The organism is Escherichia sp. E4702 (assembly GCF_963883545.1).
In the GTDB taxonomy this organism is placed as follows: Bacteria; Pseudomonadota; Gammaproteobacteria; order Enterobacterales; family Enterobacteriaceae; genus Escherichia.
Genome location: NZ_CAWORF010000015.1, coordinates 115,691 through 138,337, shown reverse-complemented (window position 1 = coordinate 138,337; position 22,647 = coordinate 115,691). Strand labels below are relative to the sequence as shown.

Below are 22,647 nucleotides of genomic sequence, written 5' to 3'. Positions count from 1 at the left end.
AGGGAACGGGACATGGAAGATGCATTCTGGGCGGCAAGACAGGGTGATGCCCTGCTGCATACGTCGTTTATGGCAGATGTGCTGGGGGCGGTGCTGGAGGTGGCCGCAAATGTCGTTATTGATGCCCTCATTGTCGGCGCAACCTCGTTACTGGCGGCGTCAGTGGGGTTCACGATGGGATGCACGGCCGTCGTGCTGACCGGTTTTGTGGTGGGTGTGGCGATGGTGTACACCGGCGTGACAGAAACGGTCAGCGAAGCCTGTTCAGACCTCGCAAATTTGCTTTTCCCTCCTCAGATTGAAGGTTACATCCTCACCGGCTCTGGCGACACATGGATCAACAGCAAACCTGCCGCGCGGGCAGCGGCTACTGCGGCATCGCGGCAGGACATTGAGGCGCAGGAAGCGCAGGCGAAGGCAGAACAGGAAGAAGCGCAGCGTCAGGAGGATGCCAGAACGTTCCGGGATGTCGCCGGGGAATATCTGGAAATGGCGGGGGCAATAGCCCTGGCGGTTAACCCGGTAACAGGGCCTGTGCTGATGTCCCGTGCGCTGCACGACCAGCTCAGTACGGAAGAAGGGCGTTCTGAAATGGTGGATGGCGTGACACATTTTGTGTCGGAACTATGGCAGCCCACTGTGGCCGGTGCGGCCCCTGGCTCCACCCCGACCCCTGACGATAAAATCGACTGCCATAAACATCCTTCCTCACTGACGCAGTTTCTCGCACAAAAAAAGCCGCCTTTCTGGATGACCCCCTGGGAACGGCCCTTAACCTGCTGAGTCCGGACGGTATGCTGGAAACCGCCTTTCAGGGAGTGAATGCGGTTATTGGCAGTATCAGTAATCTGTTCAAAGGCGATGACGAGCCGCCCGCGGCGGAATATATCGCGGAAGGCGCGCGGGATGTGCGTATCAACAGCCAGCCGGCGGCACGCAGCGGGGCACGCTGCACCTGCGAGGCCAGGGTGGTGAATGAGCCGGGAAACGGGGCGTTTGTGTCACCGGATGTCCGCATTGGCGGTCCGTTACTGGTGGTCAGGGATATCAGAAGCGGCAGGTCGCAGATAACCCTGGTGGCAACCGTGGCGCTGATGTTTCTTCGCCCGGGCAAAATGCTTTCTAAAATCGCCTGTTTTGCTGCCAGTGTCGGGATGAGCATGCTGACGCAGAAGGCCACCACAGCCCTTCCGCATCCGGTCAATGCCGCCACCGGGGCCAAATACCTGGCCGATGACGATGACTTCGATTTCAGCCTGCCGGGCCACTTTCCGCTGGACTGGCAGCGCGTGTACAGCAGTCGTGACGAACGCACGGAAGGGATGTTTGGTCAGGGCTGGAGTGTGATGTATGAAGTCAGCCTCGTGCGCACACCGGGTAACGCGGACGAAAACTGCATGACCTTTGTGTCGGGTATGGGGCGACGCCTGGATATGGAAGCCGTACTGCCGGGGGGCGGGTTTTACAGCCCCGGCGAAGGACTGGCGGTAAGGCGTGGTGAGCAGGGGCACTGGCTTATCAGCAGCGATGATGGACAGTGTTTTCTGTTTGAGGCCGACCCGCACCACCCGCAGCGCCAGCGGCTGAAAATGCTGGGCGACCGTAACAGCAACTGTCTGAATCTGTACTACGACGACCGGGGACGCATCACTGAAATCAGCGGTGAACAGCAGCGTCCGTGCATCCGTCTGTATTACGAACTGACGGCGCATCCCCGGCGGGTGACACAGATTTATCAGCATTTCCCTGAGACTGCACCTTTACTGCTGCGTCGTTACCGCTATGACGAGGCCGGCCACCTGAACGGCGTGTACGACAGCACGGGGCACCTGCTGCGTGAGTTTGCTTACGACGAAAACCACTGCATGACGCTGCACCGCCAGCCCGGTGGCGAAGGATATTTTTACCAGTGGGGCTGGTATGAAGGGCCGGATGATGCAGGCTGGCGCGTGACGGGCCACCATACCGACAGTGGTGCGCGATACCGTCTGGACTGGCGGATGGCTGAACGTGTGGTATGTGTGACAGACGGGATGGGCCGGACCCGCTTTCATCAGTGGGATGCACAGAATCAGGTGACGGCGTACCAGGACGAAGCCGGGCAGGTGATGACGTTCCGCTGGAGCGACGAAGAACGACTGTTGCTGGGGATGACCGACCCTCAGGGCGGCAAATGGCGCTATGTGTATGACCGGCAGGGGCATATCACGGAGACGCACGACCCGCTGGGGCGGGTGGAGCAGGCGCAGTGGCACCCGGTGTGGCACCAGCCGGAAACGGAAGTGGATGCAGCGGGGAACAGCTGGCGCTGTGAGTACGATGAACGCGGCAATCTTCTTGCCGTGACCGACCCGCTGCAGCAGAACACCCGGTATCAGTATGACCGCCACGGCCAGGTGGTGCAGATAACGGATGCGCGCGGGGGGAATAAATACCTCCAGTGGAATGAAGACGGGCAGCTCATGCGGCACACGGACTGTTCCGGCTCGCAGACGGCCTGGTTCTACGACGAACGCACGCGGCTTATCAGAATGACGGATGCGCAGAGCCACAGCACCCGCTACGGGTATGACGACAGCGGTCATCTGACGGAGGTGATACTGGCGGACGGCCGCACGGTGAATTACCAGTCAGACGCGGCGGGCAGGCTGGTAAAGTACACCAGCCCGATGGGGAGGATAACGCGCTGGCAACGCGACGGGCAGGGCCGGGTGCGCAGCCGGACGGACGCGATGGGGCGCAGGACGGCGTTCGGGTACGACGCTTACGGGCGGCTGACCCGGCTGACAAACGAGAACGGAGAACGCTATCAGTTCCGCCACGATGTGCTGGACCGTCTGGCGGAGCAGATAAACCCGGACGGTTGCCGCCAGGCGTACCGTTACAACGCGCTGAACGCGGTCACGGAAGTGGTGTTCACCGGGGACCGGGGCGGTGAAATCCGCCACCAGCTGGAGCGCGACGCGGTGGGCCGGCTCACGGCAAAGGAGACAGCCGATAGCCGTACGGAATACGTCCATGATGCGGCAGACCAGCTACTGGAAATCCGCCGCCGGAGGTCGGATGCCGGGGAAACGGATGCCCCGGAGATTATCCGTTTCAGTTACGACAGACTGGGGCGGATGCTTAGCGAGGAGACGGCGCAGGGCATCCTGACCCACCAGTACGATGAACTGGGCAACCGGACTGCCACCACCTTTCCGGACGGCAGAACGCAGCGCCATCTGTACTACGGGAGCGGACATCTTCAGCAGATAAATCTGGACCGGGAGGTCATCAGCGAGTTCACACGTGACGCCCTGCACCGGGAGGTGCTCAGAAGTCAGGGGCGACTGAGCACGCGGCAGCTTTATGACCCGACCGGGCGGCTGAAGCGCAGGGAGACATACAGCGGGATGCGCGGGGTGGTACCGGAGACGTTCACGGACCGGCAGTACAGCTACAGCGGCGAGGATGAACTGCTGAAGACGCGGCACAGCCGGCGGGGGGAAACGGATTACTTCTATGACCCCACGGGGCGCATCACGGCGTGTCGTTCGGAGGATGAGGGGTATCTGGCGAGCTGGCAGTACGACGCGGCGGGAAACCTGCTGGGGAGGCGCGCGGGGGAAAGGGCCACGGCAGAAAACAGCGTGGTGCCGTTCAACCGGCTGATGTCTTACCGTGGTGTGCACTACCGTTATGACGAATTTGGCCGTGCGGTGGAAAAGCAGGGCCGGAGCGGAACGCAGAGTTACCGTTATGATGCGGAACACCGGATGGTGGAAGTGACGACAGTGCGGGGAACGTACCGGTATGTGTACGATGCGCTGGGGAGGCGGACGGAAAAACAGCACATCAGCCCTGACGGTAAAGCGTACAACCGGACAAAATTTTTATGGGACGGAATGCGACTGGCGCAGGAGAGCAGGCCGGAGGGAACAGGCAGCCTGTATATCTACAGTGACCAGGGGAGTTATGAACCGCTGGCGCGGGTGGATAAGGCGGGCAAAGAGGGACCGAACCGGATACTGTATTTTCACACGGATGTGAACGGCGCGCCGGAAGAGATGACGGACAGTGACGGGAAAATCGTGTGGGAGACGGGGTATCAGGTCTGGGGTAACACGATACAGGAGAAGGACCACGGCAGGGTGGAACAGAACCTGCGTTACCAGGGACAGTACCTCGACAGGGAGACGGGGCTGCACTACAATCTGCACAGGTACTATGATCCGGATGTCGGGCGGTTCATAGTTACGGATCCGATAGGGCTGCTTGGTGGAATAAACTTATACCAATACGCGCCGAATCCGCTGGGGTGGATTGATCCACTTGGGCTAAAATCATGTTTCTCTAGTAGTACAGGCCAGAAACGTGCTGAAGATATTATCAAAAAGCATGGCGGGATTCAGACCGCTGAGAATCGATATCAGATGCCTAATCGTCGAGCTGCAAGACAGGCTGCATCAGAAATAGCAGGGAATCTAGGTTCTGATCGTATCATAACAAGAAAGCCTGACTTCAGAGGTGGTCCATATACGTGGAAAGATTCTCAAGGACGTATAGGTGCTACAAACGCAAGTGGAACTGCGGGGTGGCGTGATGACATTTTAGGACATCCTGAATTCGGGGCTGGTTCCCATGTCAATGCCTGGAATGAGGCAGAGGGTATTTTAAGTAATTTACATTTGGATTATTAAAATGGACAAAATTATATTTAGATCCGAGTCTAATAGAGAGAATGCAAAGGCAAGTGATACCGAAGCTATTTGGTATACAGTAGTGAATGAGCTGAAACAATCAGAACAAATGGCAAGTACAAATCCATGGAACCAAGATGATGCGATTATAAAGAAAAGATTTTGTTTATTAGATGATTGTGTTATTTCTATACGTCCGGCAAGAGCTGAAGATCGAATAGAAAAAAGAGATTATAATAAAGGATATTATTTTATTGAGATAATGAATCAAGATGAATCGATAAAATTTAGCTCACATAAAATATATTCATGGGAACAAGTTATTGAATGTGCGTCTTGGTTCAAAGGAGTATCTTTTTTAGCTGCGCAAAGAATATGGAAAGCAAAGAAGTTGTAATGAAATAGAATTGAAATAAGGGATGTTACCAGATATTATTTAGCACCCAGTGAATTGGGGTATGGTGATTGCGCCTTACTTTTTCTGAAACTATGCCTTGATGTCGCAAGGCGGGATTGCACTGCAACCTTCTGAGGTACTACGACTCGGACTGTGGAACATTTACGTAACCCGATCCGATAGGGCTGGCGGGGGGAATAAACTTCTATGCTTATGCGCCTAATCCGCTGTCGTATACAGACCCATTAGGTTTACGAAGAACGTGGTGTGGACGTCCTCAAAATAAATCAACTCGCCATTCCACAAGAAAAAGAGCGAGAGAGGCAGCGGCTCATGCCCAGGGAAAGATCATCAGAAGTACACTTTTTGTACTAAATAATTCGCATTTTATGTTTAAAAATTGAGATATTCCTCATTACCTGAAGCTGTTTTTTATTGCTTATACATGATCAAATACTCCTTACATAATTAAGGAGAACAAAATGGAACTTAAAAAATTGATGGAACATATTTCTATTATTCCCGATTACAGACAAGCCTGGAAAGTGGAACATAAATTGTCGGATATTCTACTGCTGACTATTTGTGCCGTTATTTCTGGTGCAGAAGGTTGGGAAGATATAGAGGATTTTGGGGAAACTCATCTCGATTTTTTGAAGCGATATGGTGATTTTGAAAATGGTATTCCTGTTCACGATACCATTGCCAGAGTTGTATCCTGTATCAGTCCTGCAAAATTTCACGAGTGCTTTATTAACTGGATGCGAGATTGCCATACTTCAGATGATAAAGACGTCATCGCAATTGATGGAAAATCACTCCGGCATTCTTATGATAAGAGTCGCCGCAAGGGAGCGATTCATGTCATTAGTGCGTTCTCAACAATGCACAGTCTGGTCATCGGACAGATCAAGACGGATGAGAAATCTAATGAGATCACAGCTATCCCTGAACTTCTTAACATGCTGGATATTAAAGGGAAAATCATCACAACTGATGCGATGGGTTGCCAGAAAGATATTGCAGAGAAGATACAAAAACAGGGAGGTGATTATTTATTCGCTGTAAAAGGAAACCAGGGGCGGCTAAATAAAGCCTTCGAGGAAAAATTTCCGCTGAAAGAATTAAATAATCCAGAGCATGACAGTTACGCAATTAGTGAAAAGAGTCACGGCAGAGAAGAAATCCGTCTTCACATTGTTTGCGATGTCCCTGATGAACTTATTGATTTCACGTTTGAATGGAAAGGACTGAAGAAATTATGCGTGGCAGTCTCCTTTCGGTCAATAATAGCAGAACAAAAGAAAGAGCCCGAAATGACGGTCAGATATTATATCAGTTCTGCTGATTTAACCGCTGAGAAGTTCGCCACAGCGATCCGAAATCACTGGCACGTGGAGAATAAGCTGCACTGGCGTCTGGACGTGGTAATGAATGAAGACGACTGCAAAATAAGAAGAGGAAATGCAGCAGAATTATTTTCAGGGATACGGCACATTGCTATTAATATTTTGACGAATGATAAGGTATTCAAGGCAGGGTTAAGACGTAAGATGCGAAAAGCAGCCATGGACAGAAACTATCTCGCGTCAGTCCTTGCGGGGAGCGGGCTTTCGTAATCTTGCCCTGGGCAGCGGCTCATGCCCAGGGAAAGATCATCAGAAGTACCAGGGAAAGATCATCAGAAGTACACTTTTTGTACTAAATAATTCGCATTTTATGTTTAAAAATTGAGATATTCCTCATTACCTGAAGCTGTTTTTTATTACTTATACATGATCAAATACTCCTTACATAATTAAGGAGAGCAAAATGGAACTTAAAAAATTGATGGAACATATTTCTATTATTCCCGATTACAGACAAGCCTGGAAAGTGGAACATAAATTATCGGATATTCTACTGTTGACTATTTGTGCCGTTATTTCTGGTGCAGAAGGATGGGAAGATATAGAGGATTTTGGGGAAACACATCTCGATTTTTTGAAGCAATATGGTGATTTTGAAAATGGTATTCCTGTTCACGATACCATTGCCAGAGTTGTATCCTGTATCAGTCCTACAAAATTTCACGAGTGCTTTATTAACTGGATACGTGGCTGCCATTCATCAAATGATAAAGACGTCATTGCAATTGATGGAAAAACGCTCCGGCATTCTTATGACAAGAGTCGCCGCAAGGGAGCGATTCATGTCATTAGTGCGTTCTCAACAATGCACAGTCTGGTCATCGGACAGATCAAGACAGATGAGAAATCTAATGAGATCACAGCTATCCCTGAACTTCTTAACATGTTGGATATTAAAGGAAAAATTATCACAACTGATGCGATGGGTTGCCAGAAAGATATTGCAGAGAAGATACAAAAACAGGGAGGTGATTATTTATTCGCTGTAAAAGGAAACCAGGGGCGGCTAAATAAAGCCTTTGAGGAAAAATTTCCGCTGAAAGAATTAAATAATCCAGAGCATGACAGTTACGCAATTAGTGAAAAGAGTCACGGCAGAGAAGAGAACCGTCTTCATATTGTTTGCGATGTCCCTGATGAACTTATTGATTTCACGTTTGAATGGAAAGGGCTGAAGAAATTATGCGTGGCAGTCTCCTTTCGGTCCATAATAGCAGAACAAAAGAAAGAGCCAGAAATGACGGTCAGATATTATATCAGTTCTGCTGATTTAACCGCTGAGAAGTTCGCCACAGCGATCCGAAATCACTGGCACGTGGAGAATAAGCTGCACTGGCGTCTGGACGTGGTAATGAATGAAGACGACTGCAAAATAAGAAGAGGAAATGCAGCAGAATTATTTTCAGGGATACGGCACATTGCTATTAATATTTTGACGAATGATAAGGTATTCAAGGCAGGGTTAAGACGTAAGATGCGAAAAGCAGCCATGGACAGAAACTACCTGGCGTCAGTCCTTGCGGGGAGCGGGCTTTCGTAATCTTGCCCTGGTAGATCTTATTAGTCAGGGCCGTGGACGTATGCAAAGACAAGGTGCTCCTAGCGATCCCTATAATGAGATGGGTGAGTCTTACAAGAAAGGATATGAAGTTCATCCAAATGAATCACATACGCAAAATGCACCTGAAAATGACATACCCCATGTCAAATGGAAAGATTGGGAATCGGGAAAATCTAGCGGAGGAAGAGGCCATGTCTTTTTCTGAATATGAAGAATTTTTTGAAATATGGCGTTTTGAGGATTGCTCTGAACTAATGCAAGCTGTTCAGTGCGGAGATATAATATTCTTTAATAAAGAACAGAGTAAAATTCTTTGGTCTATGTTTGTCTCACCAAATGTGAAACATCTGATGAAAATGGATATGAAAGTATTCTCGAATATAGAATATTGCGATGTCGATTTCGACATAAAGGAATCGGCTGATGATTTATTCTCGAGATTTAATGAATTATCTGACTGTCCTCAATCTGTTTTTTTATTCTTTGGTGAGAAACATCTATGTATAACTCCATATTCTCTTTTGCAGAAATATTGGAATTATTATTTTTTACCATCAGATGAGACAACTATAATTATCACACCTCAAAATAAGTATTTTCTTTTCTCTTATGAGGAGTGCTTTTTTATTGTAACCAGATAATTGCTTATAATAAATAGATAAGATAAATTATCTCCTAATGAATTTATTAATAGATGACAACAAGTCATAATGGTATAACACTATGATTTTGAACATTTATGGTTGACGTTGATGGTACAATTCGCTAAATGGGTAGATTGCGTATCCCAGGGAAAGATCATCAGAAGTACACTTTTTGTACTAAATAATTCGCATTTTATGTTTAAAAATTGAGATATTCCTTATTACCTAAAGCTGTTTTTCATTGCTTATACATGATCAAATACTCCTTACATAATTAAGGAGAACAAAATAGAACTTAAAAATTTGATGGGACATATTTCTATTATCCCCGATTACAGACAAGTCTGGAAAGTGGAACATAAATTGTCTGATATTCTACTGTTGACTATTTGCGCCGTTATTTCTGGTGCAGAAAGATGTGAAGACATAGAGGATTTTGGAGAAACGCATCTCGATTTTTTGAAGCGATATGGTGATTTTGAAAATGGTATTCCTGTTCACGATATTATTACCAGAGTTGTATCCTGTATCAGTCCTGTAAAATTTCATGAGTGCTATATTAACTGGATGCGTGAATGTCACTCTTCAGATGATAAAGACGTCATCGCAATTGATGGAAAAACACTTCGGCACTCTTAAGATAAAAGTCGTCGCAGGGGAGCGACTCTCGTTATTATTGCATTCTCAACAATGCACAGTCTGGTCTTCGGGAAGATCAAGACGGATGAAAAATCCAATGAGATTATGTGATTTCTGAACGTCTTAACATGATGGGCATTAAAGGAAAAATAATCACCACCGCTCCAATGAATGCCAGAAAGACATCGCAGAGAAGATAGCTCTGGACAAATATTATCACCCGTCAGCCCTTGTTAAGAGCGGAGAGACGTAATCTGGCCAGTCCCCTAATGCTTATAAAGCCCATCGATTTCGCCCATTTTCTTTCGCCCGGTATAACGCGGCGTCGGCATCTGAAACAATTTGTTCAGCCGTTTTTGCGGGAGCAGAACAGGCAATCCCCTGACTAACCGTAACAAATGCACTAACAGCAGATGCCTGATGCGGGATAGCTGCCAGTTTAAGTTCTTGCTTCACTCTGGCTGCTACCGCCTCAGCTTCCGGCAATGTTGCATTAAAAAGTAGAATGGCAAACTCTTCGCCACCATAACGAGCGACTATATCTTCAGGCTGGCGTATTGCGCGTTGCAGGGCGTCGGCAACTTGTATCAAACATTTATCGCCCTCTGGGTGCCCGTAGGTGTCGTTGTAGCGTTTAAAAAAATCGACATCCAACATAATGAGAGCAAATGACCCGCCGTTATCTATCGCGTCGTGTAAGATACTGTTCATTGCACGTCGGTTTGCTATCCCAGTTAAAGGATCACGATGTGCTAATGCATCGAGGCGATTAATTAACTGGTTGTTGTACTTGTTTTGTTGCCATGCTTCTTCAAACCAACGTAACAAAATAAGTCGCCCACCATATAGCGCCAGTGAAAAAAGGCTCCAGATAACAGCGAAATGAACATTCACATGCTGATTGAGAACAAGACTGGCTAACGGGATGCTAAACCATAATGGAGTGATAAATGCGAGTAATGATGGCGTGTGAAAATACAGCGCAACAACAGCACTAAGCATTAATAATACACACAGAGGATAAGCAAAAGGTAGCGTCCAGTGTGCAATGAAATAAAAGCAACACCATGACCATAACAGGCTTAGAATGACCAATAGTTGCTGAATATACAGCACTTTTTTTCGGGAGATGAGCAATAAAAGGCCACTAATCAGCAGAATGCCGAAAGATGATATATCAATAGTATGTACAAGGTTTTTCTCATTAAGCCCTGAAGTCATGTCATCATTAAACAAAATACCACGCAGCAAAATCATCGATGAAAAACAGATGTTAATCAAGGCAAACCACGGCAGGCTAATCGACATTCCGCGAATAACCATATCCTGGCGATTTTTCCACGAACAATGAGCGTTTTTTCTTTTATCAGAAACCATTTTTTATAACCAGAAAAGGGCAGGAAACCTGCCCAATTTATACTGAATTTATGGTGTCACTATATTGAACCAAAACTCAAAATTATCCATATAACCTAACAGCTCGTTGAGTTTTTCCGCATTGCCGGTAATTTTGACATCTCCTTTGTCTGTGGCTTCTTTCAGCGTCTCTTCTTTCAATACAATTTTGTTCAATACATCACGAGACAGAGTGATAGTGGCATCAGCATCCGAAGCTTCTACACCAGCGGTATGATTGAGAACACCATTTTCAAGCTCCACTTTATAGGTGCCGCCATCTTCACCAAAATCGAAATTCAACACGGCTTTGGCGTCTGCCGCTTTCTCACCATTAATATGGACGGCAAGATAATCAAAGAACATCTCTGGCGTCATTGCACGCACAGTGTCAGGGCTGGCAGTATTTGGGGTTGGTAATTTTTGTACACCGTTACGCAATTCCTGTGCGCCAGTGAGATAGAAATTACGCCACGGCCCAGATTCAGCCTGATAGCCTAACTGCTCAAGCGCATCAGCTTCCAGATTTCTCGCTGCCTGGTTGTTTGGATCCGCAAACACCACCTTACTGACAACCTGAGCAACCCAGCGGAAATTACCCTGGTCATAATCCTGTTTGGCTTTTTGTAAAATGGCATCAGCACCGCCCATATACTCGACAAATTTCTTTGCGCCTTCTTCTGGCGGCAGTTCATCAAGCGTTGCGGGGTTACCATCAAACCAGCCGAGATAAAGCACGTAAGTTGCTTTTACGTCATGACTTACCGAACCATAATAGCCGCGATTCGCCCAGGTGTTAGCCAGTGAAGAGGGCAGTTTAAAGTTTGCGGCAATTTCATCACGGGTCATCCCCTGATTTGCCATACGCAGAGTTTGATCATTGATGTAACGATACAAATCACGCTGGCTTTTAAGCAGTTTGACCACGTTATCGTTGCCCCAGGTTGGCCAGTGATGTTGAGCGAGAATAATCTCGGCTTTATCACCCCATAAATTGAGTGCTTCGTTAATATATTTTGACCACGGCAGCGGTTGGCGAATTTTGGCACCACGCAGCGAATAAGTGTTGTGAAGGGTGTGCGTGACATCTTCTGCCGTTTCGATCAGTTTCTTTTCTTCAATAAACCACAGCATTTCAGAAGGCGCTTCGGAACCTGGCGCCATCAGAAAATCATAGGTCAACCCGTCAATAGTTTCTTTTTGCCCGGTTTTGGTGATGTAGTTAGTAGGAGCAATCAACGTGACCGTTCCTGCTGAAGTGGTTGTTCCCAGTCCCGCGCCGACCTGGCCTTTAACATCAGGTTTCAATAAGTTGCCATACATATAACTGGCTCGTCGGCTCATCACATTGCCAGCCATAATATTTTCGGAAACGGCCTCCTCCAAAAATCCGGCTGGCGCATAGATTTTAACTTTGCCTGATTTAACGTCAGCTTCATCAATTACGCCGCGAACACCACCGTAGTGATCGACATGACTGTGTGTGTAGATAACCGCCACTACCGGTTTCTGGCCGCGATTTTTGTAATAGAGATCCATCCCAACTTTGGCTGTTTCTGCTGAAACAAGTGGATCAACGACGGTAATACCCTCTTTGCCTTCAATGATGGTCATATTTGATAAATCAAGGTTACGAATCTGATAGACACCTTCAGTCACTTCAAATAATCCGCTGATATTTATCAGTTGCGCCTGACGCCATAAACTTGGATTCACCGTATCAGGGGCTTTATCGCCTTCTTTGATAAAAGCGTATTGTTGTGGATCCCAGATAACATTTCCTTGTTCGCCCTTAATCACGTCCTGAGGAATAGGGGCAATAAAACCTTTATGGGCATCAGTAAAGTCAGTGTTATCGGAAAACGGCAACTGGTTATAGAGTAAATTGTTTGCTTGCTGCGTGGCTGCGGTGGCGTTTTTAGGGGCTTCCGCCGCGAGGAGAGGTAAGGAACTGGTGGTGAATAATCCCGTTATTAGCAGACTTTTAACAATATGATTAAGCTGCATCTTAAGTGTCTCCAGAATGGATTTTTATTGGGGGTAATTACGGATGAAAATTTTTAGTGAGGGCAAGAATAACTATAATGGGCGTTAACAAATTGGCAAGCCGGAAACTTGATGTTTTCTTAATGGCATGTTGGCGAAGAATATATTCTGTAAGTTAACGTTTTCATTGGCGCTTTATTTAAAAGTGTGTAGTACAAATATGTACAATTTCAAGTAGGCATTATTGCCGTAAAAACGCATTACCGGACACACGACATTCACAACGTGTGTTAATTTTACTGACATCTTTCAAAAGGAGCACAATCATGCCGCACATAGACATTAAATGTTTTCCGCGTGAACTGGACGAACAACAAAAAGCAGCGCTTGCTGCAGATATTACCGACGTTATTATTCGCCATCTGAACAGTAAAGACAGTTCGATAAGCATTGCGCTACAGCAGATTCAACCAGAATCATGGCAAGCTATCTGGGACGCCGAAATCGCGCCTCAAATGGATGCCTTGATAAAGAAACCTGGTTACAGCATGTAATGCTTAACCAGCCGTAACACGCTTGCCGCTGGTAACAAACGTGCCAGCGCCTAAATGATGCAACGTATTGAGTTTATCATCATCAAACTGCCAGCGGCCTTCGACAAAAACCTGTGCGTCTGCCGCTGCTGATACCACTTCGCCAAACAGCGTGTCGTATTTCTCTTGCGCGGAAGTCGCTGGTAGCAATCGGCACTCCATCCACGCCAGACATTTCTCTTCAACAAGTGGCAAACCAAGCACCGGACCTTTCACCACCGGAATGCCATAGCAATTAAATTTATCTTCTTCACGCCCAGATACACTTCCCACTGCCCACGTCCAGTTAGTCGCTGCAACGCCCGGGATAACGATGCCAAATTTACCGTTACGTTCAATCAACTCCCTCGTCCATGTCGATTTATCTACTACAATCGCCACGCGTGGAGGTTCAAACTCCACCGGCATCGACCAGGCTGCCGCCATAATGTTACGCCGCTGGGATTGCTCATCTAAACTGGTGATCAGGACAGTAGGGCCATGATTTAACAGACGGCTGGCATGGTGTAATTCGACGGGGATGAATCGGCTCACGGTATCGCCTCGCTATGAAGGGTGTTTTAAAAGCGTAGCTCGTAACGCAATAAGCAACGAAATTAACGGGATCGGCGATTTGCGAACGTGATACATGTCCGCGATCGCACAAAATAGCCTGTGCAGCGTCTATTCCAGGTTATAAGTTGATAAAACCACTAACGGAAACGCCTGATGACGCCCATTCTGAATCATTATTTTGCCCGCATTAACTGGTCGGGAGCTGCTGCGGCCAATATCGATACGCTTCGAGCATTACACCTGAAACACAATTGCACCATTCCATTTGAAAATCTTGATGTTCTGCTGCCGAGGGAAATGCAGCTTGATGATCAATCTCTGGAAGAGAAATTGGTGTTCGCCCGGCGTGGCGGTTATTGCTTTGAACAGAATGGCGTGTTTGAGCGGGTATTACGCGAGCTGGGTTTTCATGTACGTAGTCTGTTAGGGCGCGTAGTGTTATCTAATCCACCATCATTACCGCCGCGCACGCACCGTCTGTTGTTAGTAGAACTGGAAGGTGAACAATGGATTGCCGACGTTGGTTTTGGTGGTCAGACGCTGACCGCGCCAATCCGTTTAGTGCCGGATATCGCGCAAACAACGCCACATGGCGAATATCGGCTGTTACAGGAAGGGGACGACTGGGTTTTGCAGTTTAATCATCATCAGCACTGGCAGTCGATGTACCGTTTTGATCTCTGCGAGCAGCAACAAAGCGATTATGTGATGGGTAATTTCTGGTCGGCGCACTGGCCACAATCGCATTTTCGCCATCATTTGTTAATGTGCCGCCATTTGCCGGACGGTGGCAAGCTGACACTGACCAATTTACATTTCACCCATTATGAAAATGGTCACGTAGCAGAGCAGCAGAATTTGCCAGATGCGGCGTCGTTGTATGCCGTGATGCAGGAGCAGTTTGGACTGGGTGTGGATGATGCGAAACATGGGTTTACTGTGGATGAGCTGGCGCAGGTGATGGCAGCGTTTGATACGCATCCGGAGGCGGGGAAATAGTTTGTGCCAGAGTGCCGGATGCGGCGTAAACGCCTAATCCGGCGGTTGTAGGCCTGCTAAGCGAAGCGCATCAGGCAATTTGTTTTTCTGCCATCTATTGCAACGGTTTCAGAGTTCAATTGCCCATTCAGCATGGAAAAGAATCACCGCAGTGCCAGAAATGGTGACACTCTCCGGCTGGTTATCGCGAATTGTCACCGTCACATCAATCACTCCATCACGACCCAATGCACGCCCCTGATGGCCTTTAACACGCAACATGCTGCCATCGTGGGGCAATACGTTGTGATGTACCAACCATGCACCCATCGGACCATTGGCATTGCCGGTCACCGGATCTTCCACAATACCAATCGCAGGCGAGAACATGCGACCATCGGTTTCGTTTTTGCCCGGACGGATCTGGAAGGGAAAGAAACCATTGCAGCCAATCTGTTTGCTGATAGCGGTCAGCGCAGCAAGGTCAGGCGAAAGGGCGTCGATATCCACTTCTGTTTTCAGCGGAATCATCACTTTTGAGTGTCCTGTTGTTGCGACCTGAATTGGCAAGCCTGGCAAAATATCGTCTTCAGTGAGATGAAGCGCGTTGATAATCGCCGCACGTGTCTCACCTTCCAGCGGTGGCTCAAAGCCAGGAGAACCTTGTTCCAGCGAAATACGATAATCATCGTTGTGCTTTTCGATAGTCACGCGGTGTTTTCCTGCCAGCGACGTTTGCCAGACCGTGCAATTTCCCAAACCTAATACCTTCGAACGTACATAATGTGCTGCCACGGTCGCGTGACCGCAAATCGGCACTTCAACCGTTGGCGTAAAGTAGCGAATGCGCACATCACTGTCGTCGCTGTGCAGCAGAAAAGCAGTTTCCGAATGCCCTAATTCGCGGGCGATAAGTTGCATTTGCGCTTCGCTAAGATTATCGGCAGGGAAAACAACACCGGCAGAATTGCCGCGAAACGGTTGAGAGGTAAAAGCATCGACGTGGTAAACCTGCGGTTTCATTAACGTTCTCCTGTGGCTGGAGAACTATCATAGCCTGCAACAGGCCGGAGAGCGAAGGGCTATCCGGCAGGGTGATAATTAACGCCGCGAACGCACAATCTGATACCGACGAGTAAAGTACTCAAACGGCGCGCTCCACACATGCACCAGTCGGGTGAACGGGAAGAGCAGGAAGATAGTCATTCCCAATACCAGATGAACGCGAAAGATATAAGCTACGCCATCAAGATGCGTCGATGCACCGCCCTGGAAAGTGACGATGCTTTGTGCCCATCCCACCAGCTTCATCATTTCACTGCCGTCCGGATGTTGTGCTGAAAAGGGAATGGTGGTTAACCCAAGAATGCACTGAATTAACAAGATGGCGAGGATCAGGATATCCGCACCAGAAGACGTCGCCCTGATACGCGGATTTGTTAAACGACGCACCAGTAGCCCCGCACCGCCAATCAACGTCAATACACCGCAAATACCACCGAGCACCATCGCCATCTGCTGTTTTACCGCCACCGGCAGAAACCACGCGTACATCCAGTGCGGCGTTAACATGCCAAACAGATGACCGAAGAAGATCCCCAGAATGCCGATATGGAACAAGTTCGACCACAGCACCATCCCGCGTTTATCCAGCATCTGGCTGGATGCGGCGCGCCAGCTATACTGCCCGTAATCGTAGCGCAACCAGCTTCCGAGGATAAAAACCGTGCCACACAAGTACGGGTAGATATCGTAAAAAAAGACGTTCAGATACTGAATCATTTCCCACCTCCCGCACTGATGTCGACATACTGCGGCGCGACATCCTGGCTAAAGCGTCGCTGATATTGATTAAGCGGCGAGCTGTCACACGCCGTGGCGTTATCTTCAATAAACTTCACCTGTTCCTCTTCCCACACCGCATCCAGCGCCTGACGGGTGTCGTCGCGCTCTTCGCTGCGAATCTGTTTAGTGACACTGTCACTTGAAAGTGTACTACCCGCCAGATGCAACAGGGCGTCAAACAACGAATACCACGGTGCCTCGCGTTGTTTTAAGCGTCCGCCAAGCAGAGCGAGGATCGGCGCAACGTTGAGTAACCCTTCTTTCGCCTGATCGTCCGGCAGTACGCTTAAATACTCCAGATACAGCGGCAGATAATCAGGCAGTTCCCGACAATCCAGTTGCAGACTGACCTTTTCATACTCCGCCAGCAGGTTCACCATTGCCTGGCCTCGATCGCGGGACTCGGCATGAACGTGTTCGAACAGCAGTAGCGATGTGGTACGTCCACGGTCAAACACTTCGCACCATTCGGCCTGTTTATCCAGCAGCGGCGCGTCAAGCAGGTTACGGGTGAAATCCGTAAGCATCGGCGCGTCGCGGCGGATCAACGCCAGCGCGTCCTCCTTGCATTCCCATAACAGCTCGTCCGGATACTCCATCAACAGGCCGATCACCTTGAGGATCTGCATTATTCGCCCTCCGCTTTATTGCGTACTTCGGTAATGTCGATAGCATCAATCCGGCTACTGTTGAACAGGTTGAATTTGCTGTCCGAGCCGTGGCAACCGTCGCCAAAAGTAAAGCCGCAGCCGTTGCGTTCTGCGAAGGCGTCGCCCGCCATTTCACGATGACTGGTCGGAACGACAAAACGATCTTCATAGTTGGCGATAGCGAGATAGCGATACATATCTTCGACCTGAGCGACGCTCAAACCCACTTCGTCGATGGCGCGGGTATCCGTTACGCCTTCTACGGTTTGTGAGCGCATATAGTGGCGCATCGCCATCATCCGTTTTAGCGCCCGCAGTACCGGGCCGGTATCGCCAGCACTCAACATATTGGCGAGATATTGCACCGGAATACGCAGGCTTTCGATGGCGGGGAGCACGCCTTCGCTTTTCGGCAAACCGCCCGCATCAGCGTAGGACTGAATCGGCGACAACGGAGGAACGTACCAGACCATCGGCAGGGTGCGATATTCAGGGTGCAGCGGTAGCGCCAGTTTCCAGTCCATCGCCATTTTGTAGACTGGCGAACGCTGGGCAGCTTCAATCACATTTTGCGGGATACCTTGTTTCAGGGCTTCCTCGATCACTGAGGGATCGTGCGGATCGAGGAATACTTCGCACTGGCGCTCATAGAGATCAACTTCACGCTCGGTGCTCGCCGCCTCCTCAATGCGGTCGGCGTCGTAAAGCAGCACGCCAAGATACCGGATGCGACCCACGCAGGTTTCTGAGCACACGGTGGGTTGGCCTGACTCAATTCGCGGGTAACAGAAGATACATTTTTCTGACTTGCCGCTTTTCCAGTTGAAGTAGATTTTTTTGTACGGACAACCGCTAATGCACAAACGCCAGCCACGGCATTTATCCTGATCGATCAGCACAATGCCGTCTTCTTCGCGTTTGTAGATAGCGCCGCTGGGGCAGGTCGCCACGCAGCTGGGGTTGAGGCAGTGTTCGCACAGGCGCGGCAGATACATCATGAAGGTGTTTTCAAACTGCCCGTACATCTCCTTTTGCATGGCCTCGAAGTTGCGGTCGCGGGCGCGTTTTTCGAACTCGCCGCCCAGCAGTTCTTCCCAGTTTGGGCCCCAGATCACCTTGTCCATCCGCTTACCGTCAATCAGCGAACGCGGGCGGGCGGTGGGAATATGTTTACCTTCCGGCGCGCTATGCAAGTGCTCGTAGTCGAAGGTGAAAGGTTCGTAGTAATCGTCAATCTGCGGGACGACCGGGTTGGCGAAAATTTTGGTAATCACGCCCATCTTGCTGCCCAGACGCGGACGGATCTTACCGTTGACATCGCGGACCCAGCCGCCTTGCCACTCTTCCTGATCTTCCCAGTTTTTCGGGTAACCAATGCCCGGTTTGGTTTCGACGTTGTTAAACCATGCGTACTCCATGCCCTCGCGTCCGGTCCAGACGTTTTTGCAGGTCACCGAACAGGTATGGCAGCCGATACATTTGTCGAGGTTAAGCACCATGCCGACTTGCGAACGTATTTTCATTTTTTCGCCTCCTGTACCTGATCGCGACCTTCATCATCCAGCCAGTTAACGTTCTTCATCTTGCGGATCATGATAAATTCGTCGCGGTTCGAGCCGACGGTGCCGTAGTAGTTGAAGCCCCAGGCCAGCTGCGCGTAACCGCCAATCATATGCGTCGGTTTCGGGCAAACGCGGGTGACCGAGTTATGAATGCCGCCGCGCATGCCGGTTACTTCCGAGCCGGGGATATTCATAATGCGTTCCTGGGCGTGATACATCATGGTCATGCCCGGCGGTACGCGCTGACTAACAACCGCACGAGCTGTCAGCGCGCCGTTGGCGTTAAACACTTCCACCCAGTCGTTATCGACAATAGTCAGTTCGCGGGCATCGGTTTCGCTGATCCAGACAATCGGTCCACCGCGAGAAAGCGTCAGCATCAGCAGGTTTTCACTGTAGGTGGAGTGAATGCCCCATTTCTGGTGCGGCGTCAGGAAGTTAAGTGCTTTTTCCGGGAAGCCGTTTGGCGGGATCTGGCGCATTTCACTGACGCTGCGGGTGTCGATAGGCGGGCGATAAGCCACCAGGCTTTCACCAAAAGCACGCATCCACGGATGATCCTGATACAGCTGCTGACGGCCCGACAGCGTGCGCCACGGAATTAACTCATGAACGTTGGTGTATCCGGCGTTGTAGGAGACGTGATCGCTTTCCAGACCGGACCATGTGGGGCTGGAGATAATTTTACGTGGCTGCGCCTGAATATCGCGAAAGCGAATCTTCTCGTCCTCTTTGTGCAGCGCCAGATGGGTATGTTCGCGTCCGGTGATTTCGCCCAGCGCCTGCCACGCTTTGACCGCCACATGGCCGTTGGTTTCCGGTGCCAGCGCCAGAATCACTTCTGACGCATCAATGGCGGTGTCAATCAGCGGACGCCCCTGTGCCGGGCCATCACGCTTGGTGTAATTGAGTTTGCCGAGGAAATCGATTTCATCCTGGGTATTCCACGAAATCCCTTTACCGCCGTTGCCAAGTTTATCCATCAGTGGCCCGAGCGAGGTAAAGCGTTCATAGGTAGCAGGGTAGTCGCGTTCCACCGCCACAATATTCGGCGCGGTTTTACCCGGGATCAGGTCACATTCGCCTTTGCGCCAGTCGAGCACTTCACACGGCTGTGAGAGCTCTGCCGGAGAGTCGTGTAACAACGGCTGCAGCACAACATCCGTTTCTTTGCCGAGATGCCCCACGCACACTTGCGAAAAGGCTTTGGCGATACCTTTGTAGATTTCCCAGTCGCTGCGTGATTCCCAGGCCGGATCGACCGCCGCAGAAAGTGGATGAATAAACGGATGCATATCCGAAGTATTCATATCGTCTTTTTCGTACCAGGTGGCGGTAGGCAGAACAATATCGGAGAACAGGCAGGTGCTGGACATACGGAAGTCGAGCGTCACCAGCAGGTCGAGCTTGCCTTCAATCGCTGCAGTTTGCCACTCAACTTCTTCCGGTTGGATCCCCTCCGTCGGTCCAAGTTCTTCCCCCTGAATACCACTTTCCGTACCCAGCAGATACTTCTGCATATACTCGTGGCCCTTGCCAGAAGAGCCAAGCAGGTTAGAACGCCAGACAAACAGGTTACGCGGATGGTTGCTGCCGTTGTCCGGCTGTTCGCAGGCCATGCGTAACTCGCCTGACTTCAGTGCCTGGGCGGTAAATTCGGCGGGTGATAATCCGGCCTTGTCGGCTTCGGCTTTCAGGGAGAGCGGGTTACGCCCCAGCTGCGGCGCAGAAGGGAGCCAGCCCATACGTTCGGCGCGAACGTTGAAATCAATCAGATGACCGCTGTATTTACTGGCGTCGGCGAGCGGTGAGAGCAATTCCTGCGCGGTGACTTTTTCATAGCGCCACTGGCTGGAGTGATTGTAGAAAAACGAGGTGCTGTTCATCTGGCGCGGTGGACGGTTCCAGTCGAGCGCAAAGGCCAGCGGCAACCAGCCGGTTTGTGGGCGCAGTTTTTCCTGACCGACATAGTGCGCCCAGCCGCCGCCGCTTTGCCCGACACAACCGCAGAAGATCAGCATATTGATCATCCCACGGTAGTTCATATCCATGTGATACCAGTGGTTGACGCCTGCACCGAGGATAATCATCGAGCGCCCATGCGTTTTATGGGCGGTATCGGCAAATTCGCGGGCGATGGTTTCAATATACTGGCGCGGTACGCCGGTAATTTGCTCACCCCAGGCTGGGGTGTACGGTTTGATTTCAGCGTAATCTTTCGCGCTGCTTTCATCTTCCAGCCCGCGATCGAGGCCGTAATTCGCCAGTACCAAATCATAAACGCTGACCACCGGACAGTTGCTGCCATCGGCTAATGTCAGGTTTTTAACGGGTAATTGACGCACCAGGACAGGATCGTGTTTTACGCTGCGAAAGTGCGGATTTTCAATGCCGCCAAAGTAGGGGAAGGCCACGCCTGCAACGGTGTCGTGTTGACCGAGCAGGGTTAACGACAATTCGGTTTCCGTACCGGCGGCAATGGATTCCAGATTCCATTTGCCTTTTTCTCCCCAGCGGAAACCAATCGAACCGTTCGGCACCACCAGTTCACCTGCGGTATTAACCGCCACGGTTTTCCACTGCGGATTGTTGCTTTCGCCCAGTCCATCCACCAGGTCAGACGCGCGGATCATACGCCCGGGAACATAGCTGCCATCTTCACGAGGTTCCAGCATTACCAGCATCGGCATGTCGCTGTAGCGGCGGCAGTAGTTGATAAAGTAATCGCTGGGATTATCGAGATGAAACTCTTTTAAAATCACATGGCCCATCGCCATCGCCAGCGCGCTATCAGTGCCTTGCTTTGGCGCCAGCCACTGGTCGCACAGTTTTGCTACTTCCGAGTAGTCAGGGGTAATGGCGATAGTTTTGGTGCCTTTGTAGCGCACTTCAGTAAAGAAGTGAGCGTCTGGCGTGCGCGTCTGCGGTACGTTAGATCCCCAGGCGATGATGTAGCTGGAGTTATACCAGTCTGCGGATTCTGGCACGTCGGTTTGCTCGCCCCAGGTCATTGGCGAGGCGGGCGGCAGGTCGCAATACCAGTCGTAGAAACTTAAACAGGTGCCGCCAAGCAGCGACAGATAACGCGTTCCGGCGGCGTAAGATACCATCGACATCGCCGGAATCGGTGAGAATCCGGCAACGCGATCCGGGCCGTAAGTTTTGATGGTCCAGACGTTAGCGGCGGCAATCAGCTGGTTTAGTTCCTGCCAGTTGGAGCGGATAAAGCCGCCGCGCCCACGTACCTGCTTGTAGCTCAGGCACTTTTGCGGATCGTTCATAATCGATGCCCACGCCAGTACTGGATCGTTGTGCTGTTTAAGGGCTTCGCGCCACAGTTCAATCAGTCGTTTACGAATTAGCGGGTATTTAAGGCGGTTAGCGCTGTAAAGATACCAGGAGTAACTTGCGCCACGCGGGCAGCCGCGGGGTTCATGATTGGGCAGATCAGGGCGAGTGCGCGGGTAGTCGGTCTGCTGGATTTCCCAGGTCACCAGGCCATTTTTAACGTAGATTTTCCAGCTACAGGAGCCAGTGCAGTTAACGCCGTGGGTGGAACGCACGATTTTGTCGAATTGCCAACGCTGACGATAGCTATCTTCCCAGTCGCGGTTGCTATGCATCACCTGTCCGTGACCATCGGCAAAGGTTTCGCCCTTTTGTTTGAAGTAGCGAAAGCGATCCAAAAGTTTACTCATGACATGACTCCTGCTCCAGGAATGATTTGGGATCTGATGCCTTGTCGGATGCG

At 50.1% G+C, this 22,647-nt stretch carries 14 protein-coding genes and 3 pseudogenes; 9 read left to right on the top strand and 8 right to left on the bottom strand.

Annotated elements, in window-relative coordinates:
• Positions 1-12 precede the first annotated feature (12 nt).
• The 7 genes and pseudogenes from AACU94_RS09005 to AACU94_RS08980 all read left to right on the top strand — a co-directional run.
• Positions 13-4,332: pseudogene (locus AACU94_RS09005) on the top strand (RHS repeat-associated core domain-containing protein); the annotation flags it as partial.
• A 351-nt stretch (positions 4,333-4,683) separates the two neighbouring features.
• Positions 4,684-5,079: a hypothetical protein gene (locus tag AACU94_RS09000; RefSeq protein ID WP_135489306.1), complete on the top strand. Its 396-nt coding sequence runs from the start codon at positions 4,684-4,686 to the stop codon at positions 5,077-5,079.
• Positions 5,080-5,183: 104 nt separating this feature from the next.
• A pseudogene (locus AACU94_RS24705) lies at positions 5,184-5,336 on the top strand (RHS repeat-associated core domain-containing protein); the annotation flags it as partial.
• Between the two features lie 225 nt (positions 5,337-5,561).
• Positions 5,562-6,698, top strand: a complete 1,137-nt coding sequence (locus tag AACU94_RS08995) for an ISAs1-like element ISEc1 family transposase (protein WP_135489305.1) — start codon at positions 5,562-5,564, stop codon at positions 6,696-6,698.
• Between the two features lie 193 nt (positions 6,699-6,891).
• A complete protein-coding gene (locus tag AACU94_RS08990) occupies positions 6,892-8,028 on the top strand; it encodes an ISAs1 family transposase (RefSeq protein WP_135489304.1) in 1,137 nt (378 codons plus the stop codon).
• A gap of 212 nt (positions 8,029-8,240) precedes the next feature.
• Positions 8,241-8,690 (top strand): hypothetical protein, encoded by a 450-nt coding sequence (locus AACU94_RS08985; RefSeq protein WP_135489303.1) that lies wholly within the window; start codon positions 8,241-8,243, stop codon positions 8,688-8,690.
• A 291-nt stretch (positions 8,691-8,981) separates the two neighbouring features.
• Positions 8,982-9,531: pseudogene (locus tag AACU94_RS08980) on the top strand (ISAs1 family transposase); the annotation flags it as partial.
• Between the two features lie 74 nt (positions 9,532-9,605).
• Here AACU94_RS08980 and AACU94_RS08975 read toward each other — a convergent pair.
• On the bottom strand, positions 9,606-10,655 hold the full coding sequence (locus AACU94_RS08975) for a GGDEF domain-containing protein (protein WP_135489318.1): 1,050 nt from the start codon (positions 10,653-10,655) through the stop codon (positions 9,606-9,608).
• Between the two features lie 102 nt (positions 10,656-10,757).
• On the bottom strand, positions 10,758-12,734 hold the full coding sequence (locus tag AACU94_RS08970) for an alkyl/aryl-sulfatase (RefSeq protein ID WP_130222654.1): 1,977 nt from the start codon (positions 12,732-12,734) through the stop codon (positions 10,758-10,760).
• 305 nt (positions 12,735-13,039) lie between these two features.
• Here AACU94_RS08970 and pptA point away from each other — a divergent pair, with 305 nt between their 5' ends.
• Positions 13,040-13,267, top strand: a complete 228-nt coding sequence (gene pptA, locus AACU94_RS08965) for a tautomerase PptA (protein WP_130210863.1) — start codon at positions 13,040-13,042, stop codon at positions 13,265-13,267.
• Positions 13,268-13,270: 3 nt separating this feature from the next.
• Here pptA and AACU94_RS08960 read toward each other — a convergent pair whose 3' ends face one another.
• A complete protein-coding gene (locus AACU94_RS08960) occupies positions 13,271-13,840 on the bottom strand; it encodes a flavin reductase family protein (RefSeq protein WP_130210861.1) in 570 nt (189 codons plus the stop codon).
• Positions 13,841-14,014: 174 nt separating this feature from the next.
• On the opposite strand from AACU94_RS08960, the gene nhoA reads away from it, so the two are divergent.
• Positions 14,015-14,860, top strand: a complete 846-nt coding sequence (gene nhoA / locus AACU94_RS08955; RefSeq protein WP_135489302.1) for an N-hydroxyarylamine O-acetyltransferase — start codon at positions 14,015-14,017, stop codon at positions 14,858-14,860.
• 108 nt (positions 14,861-14,968) lie between these two features.
• On the opposite strand, the gene AACU94_RS08950 is transcribed toward nhoA, so the two are convergent.
• The 5 genes from AACU94_RS08950 to narZ form a co-directional block, all read right to left on the bottom strand.
• The gene (locus tag AACU94_RS08950) at positions 14,969-15,862 is read right to left on the bottom strand and encodes a PhzF family isomerase (protein WP_135489301.1); all 894 of its coding nucleotides are present in this window, start codon (positions 15,860-15,862) and stop codon (positions 14,969-14,971) included.
• Positions 15,863-15,940: 78 nt separating this feature from the next.
• Complete coding sequence (gene narI, locus AACU94_RS08945; protein WP_130210515.1) at positions 15,941-16,621, bottom strand: respiratory nitrate reductase subunit gamma; 681 nt, start codon at positions 16,619-16,621, stop codon at positions 15,941-15,943.
• Positions 16,618-17,313 (bottom strand): nitrate reductase molybdenum cofactor assembly chaperone, encoded by a 696-nt coding sequence (gene narW / locus AACU94_RS08940; RefSeq protein ID WP_135489300.1) that lies wholly within the window; start codon positions 17,311-17,313, stop codon positions 16,618-16,620. Before narW ends, narI begins: the two co-directional genes overlap by 4 nt.
• Complete coding sequence (gene narH, locus AACU94_RS08935; RefSeq protein ID WP_135489299.1) at positions 17,313-18,857, bottom strand: nitrate reductase subunit beta; 1,545 nt, start codon at positions 18,855-18,857, stop codon at positions 17,313-17,315. Before narH ends, narW begins: the two co-directional genes overlap by 1 nt.
• Positions 18,854-22,594: a nitrate reductase Z subunit alpha gene (gene narZ / locus AACU94_RS08930; RefSeq protein WP_135489298.1), complete on the bottom strand. Its 3,741-nt coding sequence runs from the start codon at positions 22,592-22,594 to the stop codon at positions 18,854-18,856. The genes narH and narZ overlap by 4 nt, the downstream gene beginning before the upstream one ends.
• Positions 22,595-22,647 lie beyond the last annotated feature (53 nt).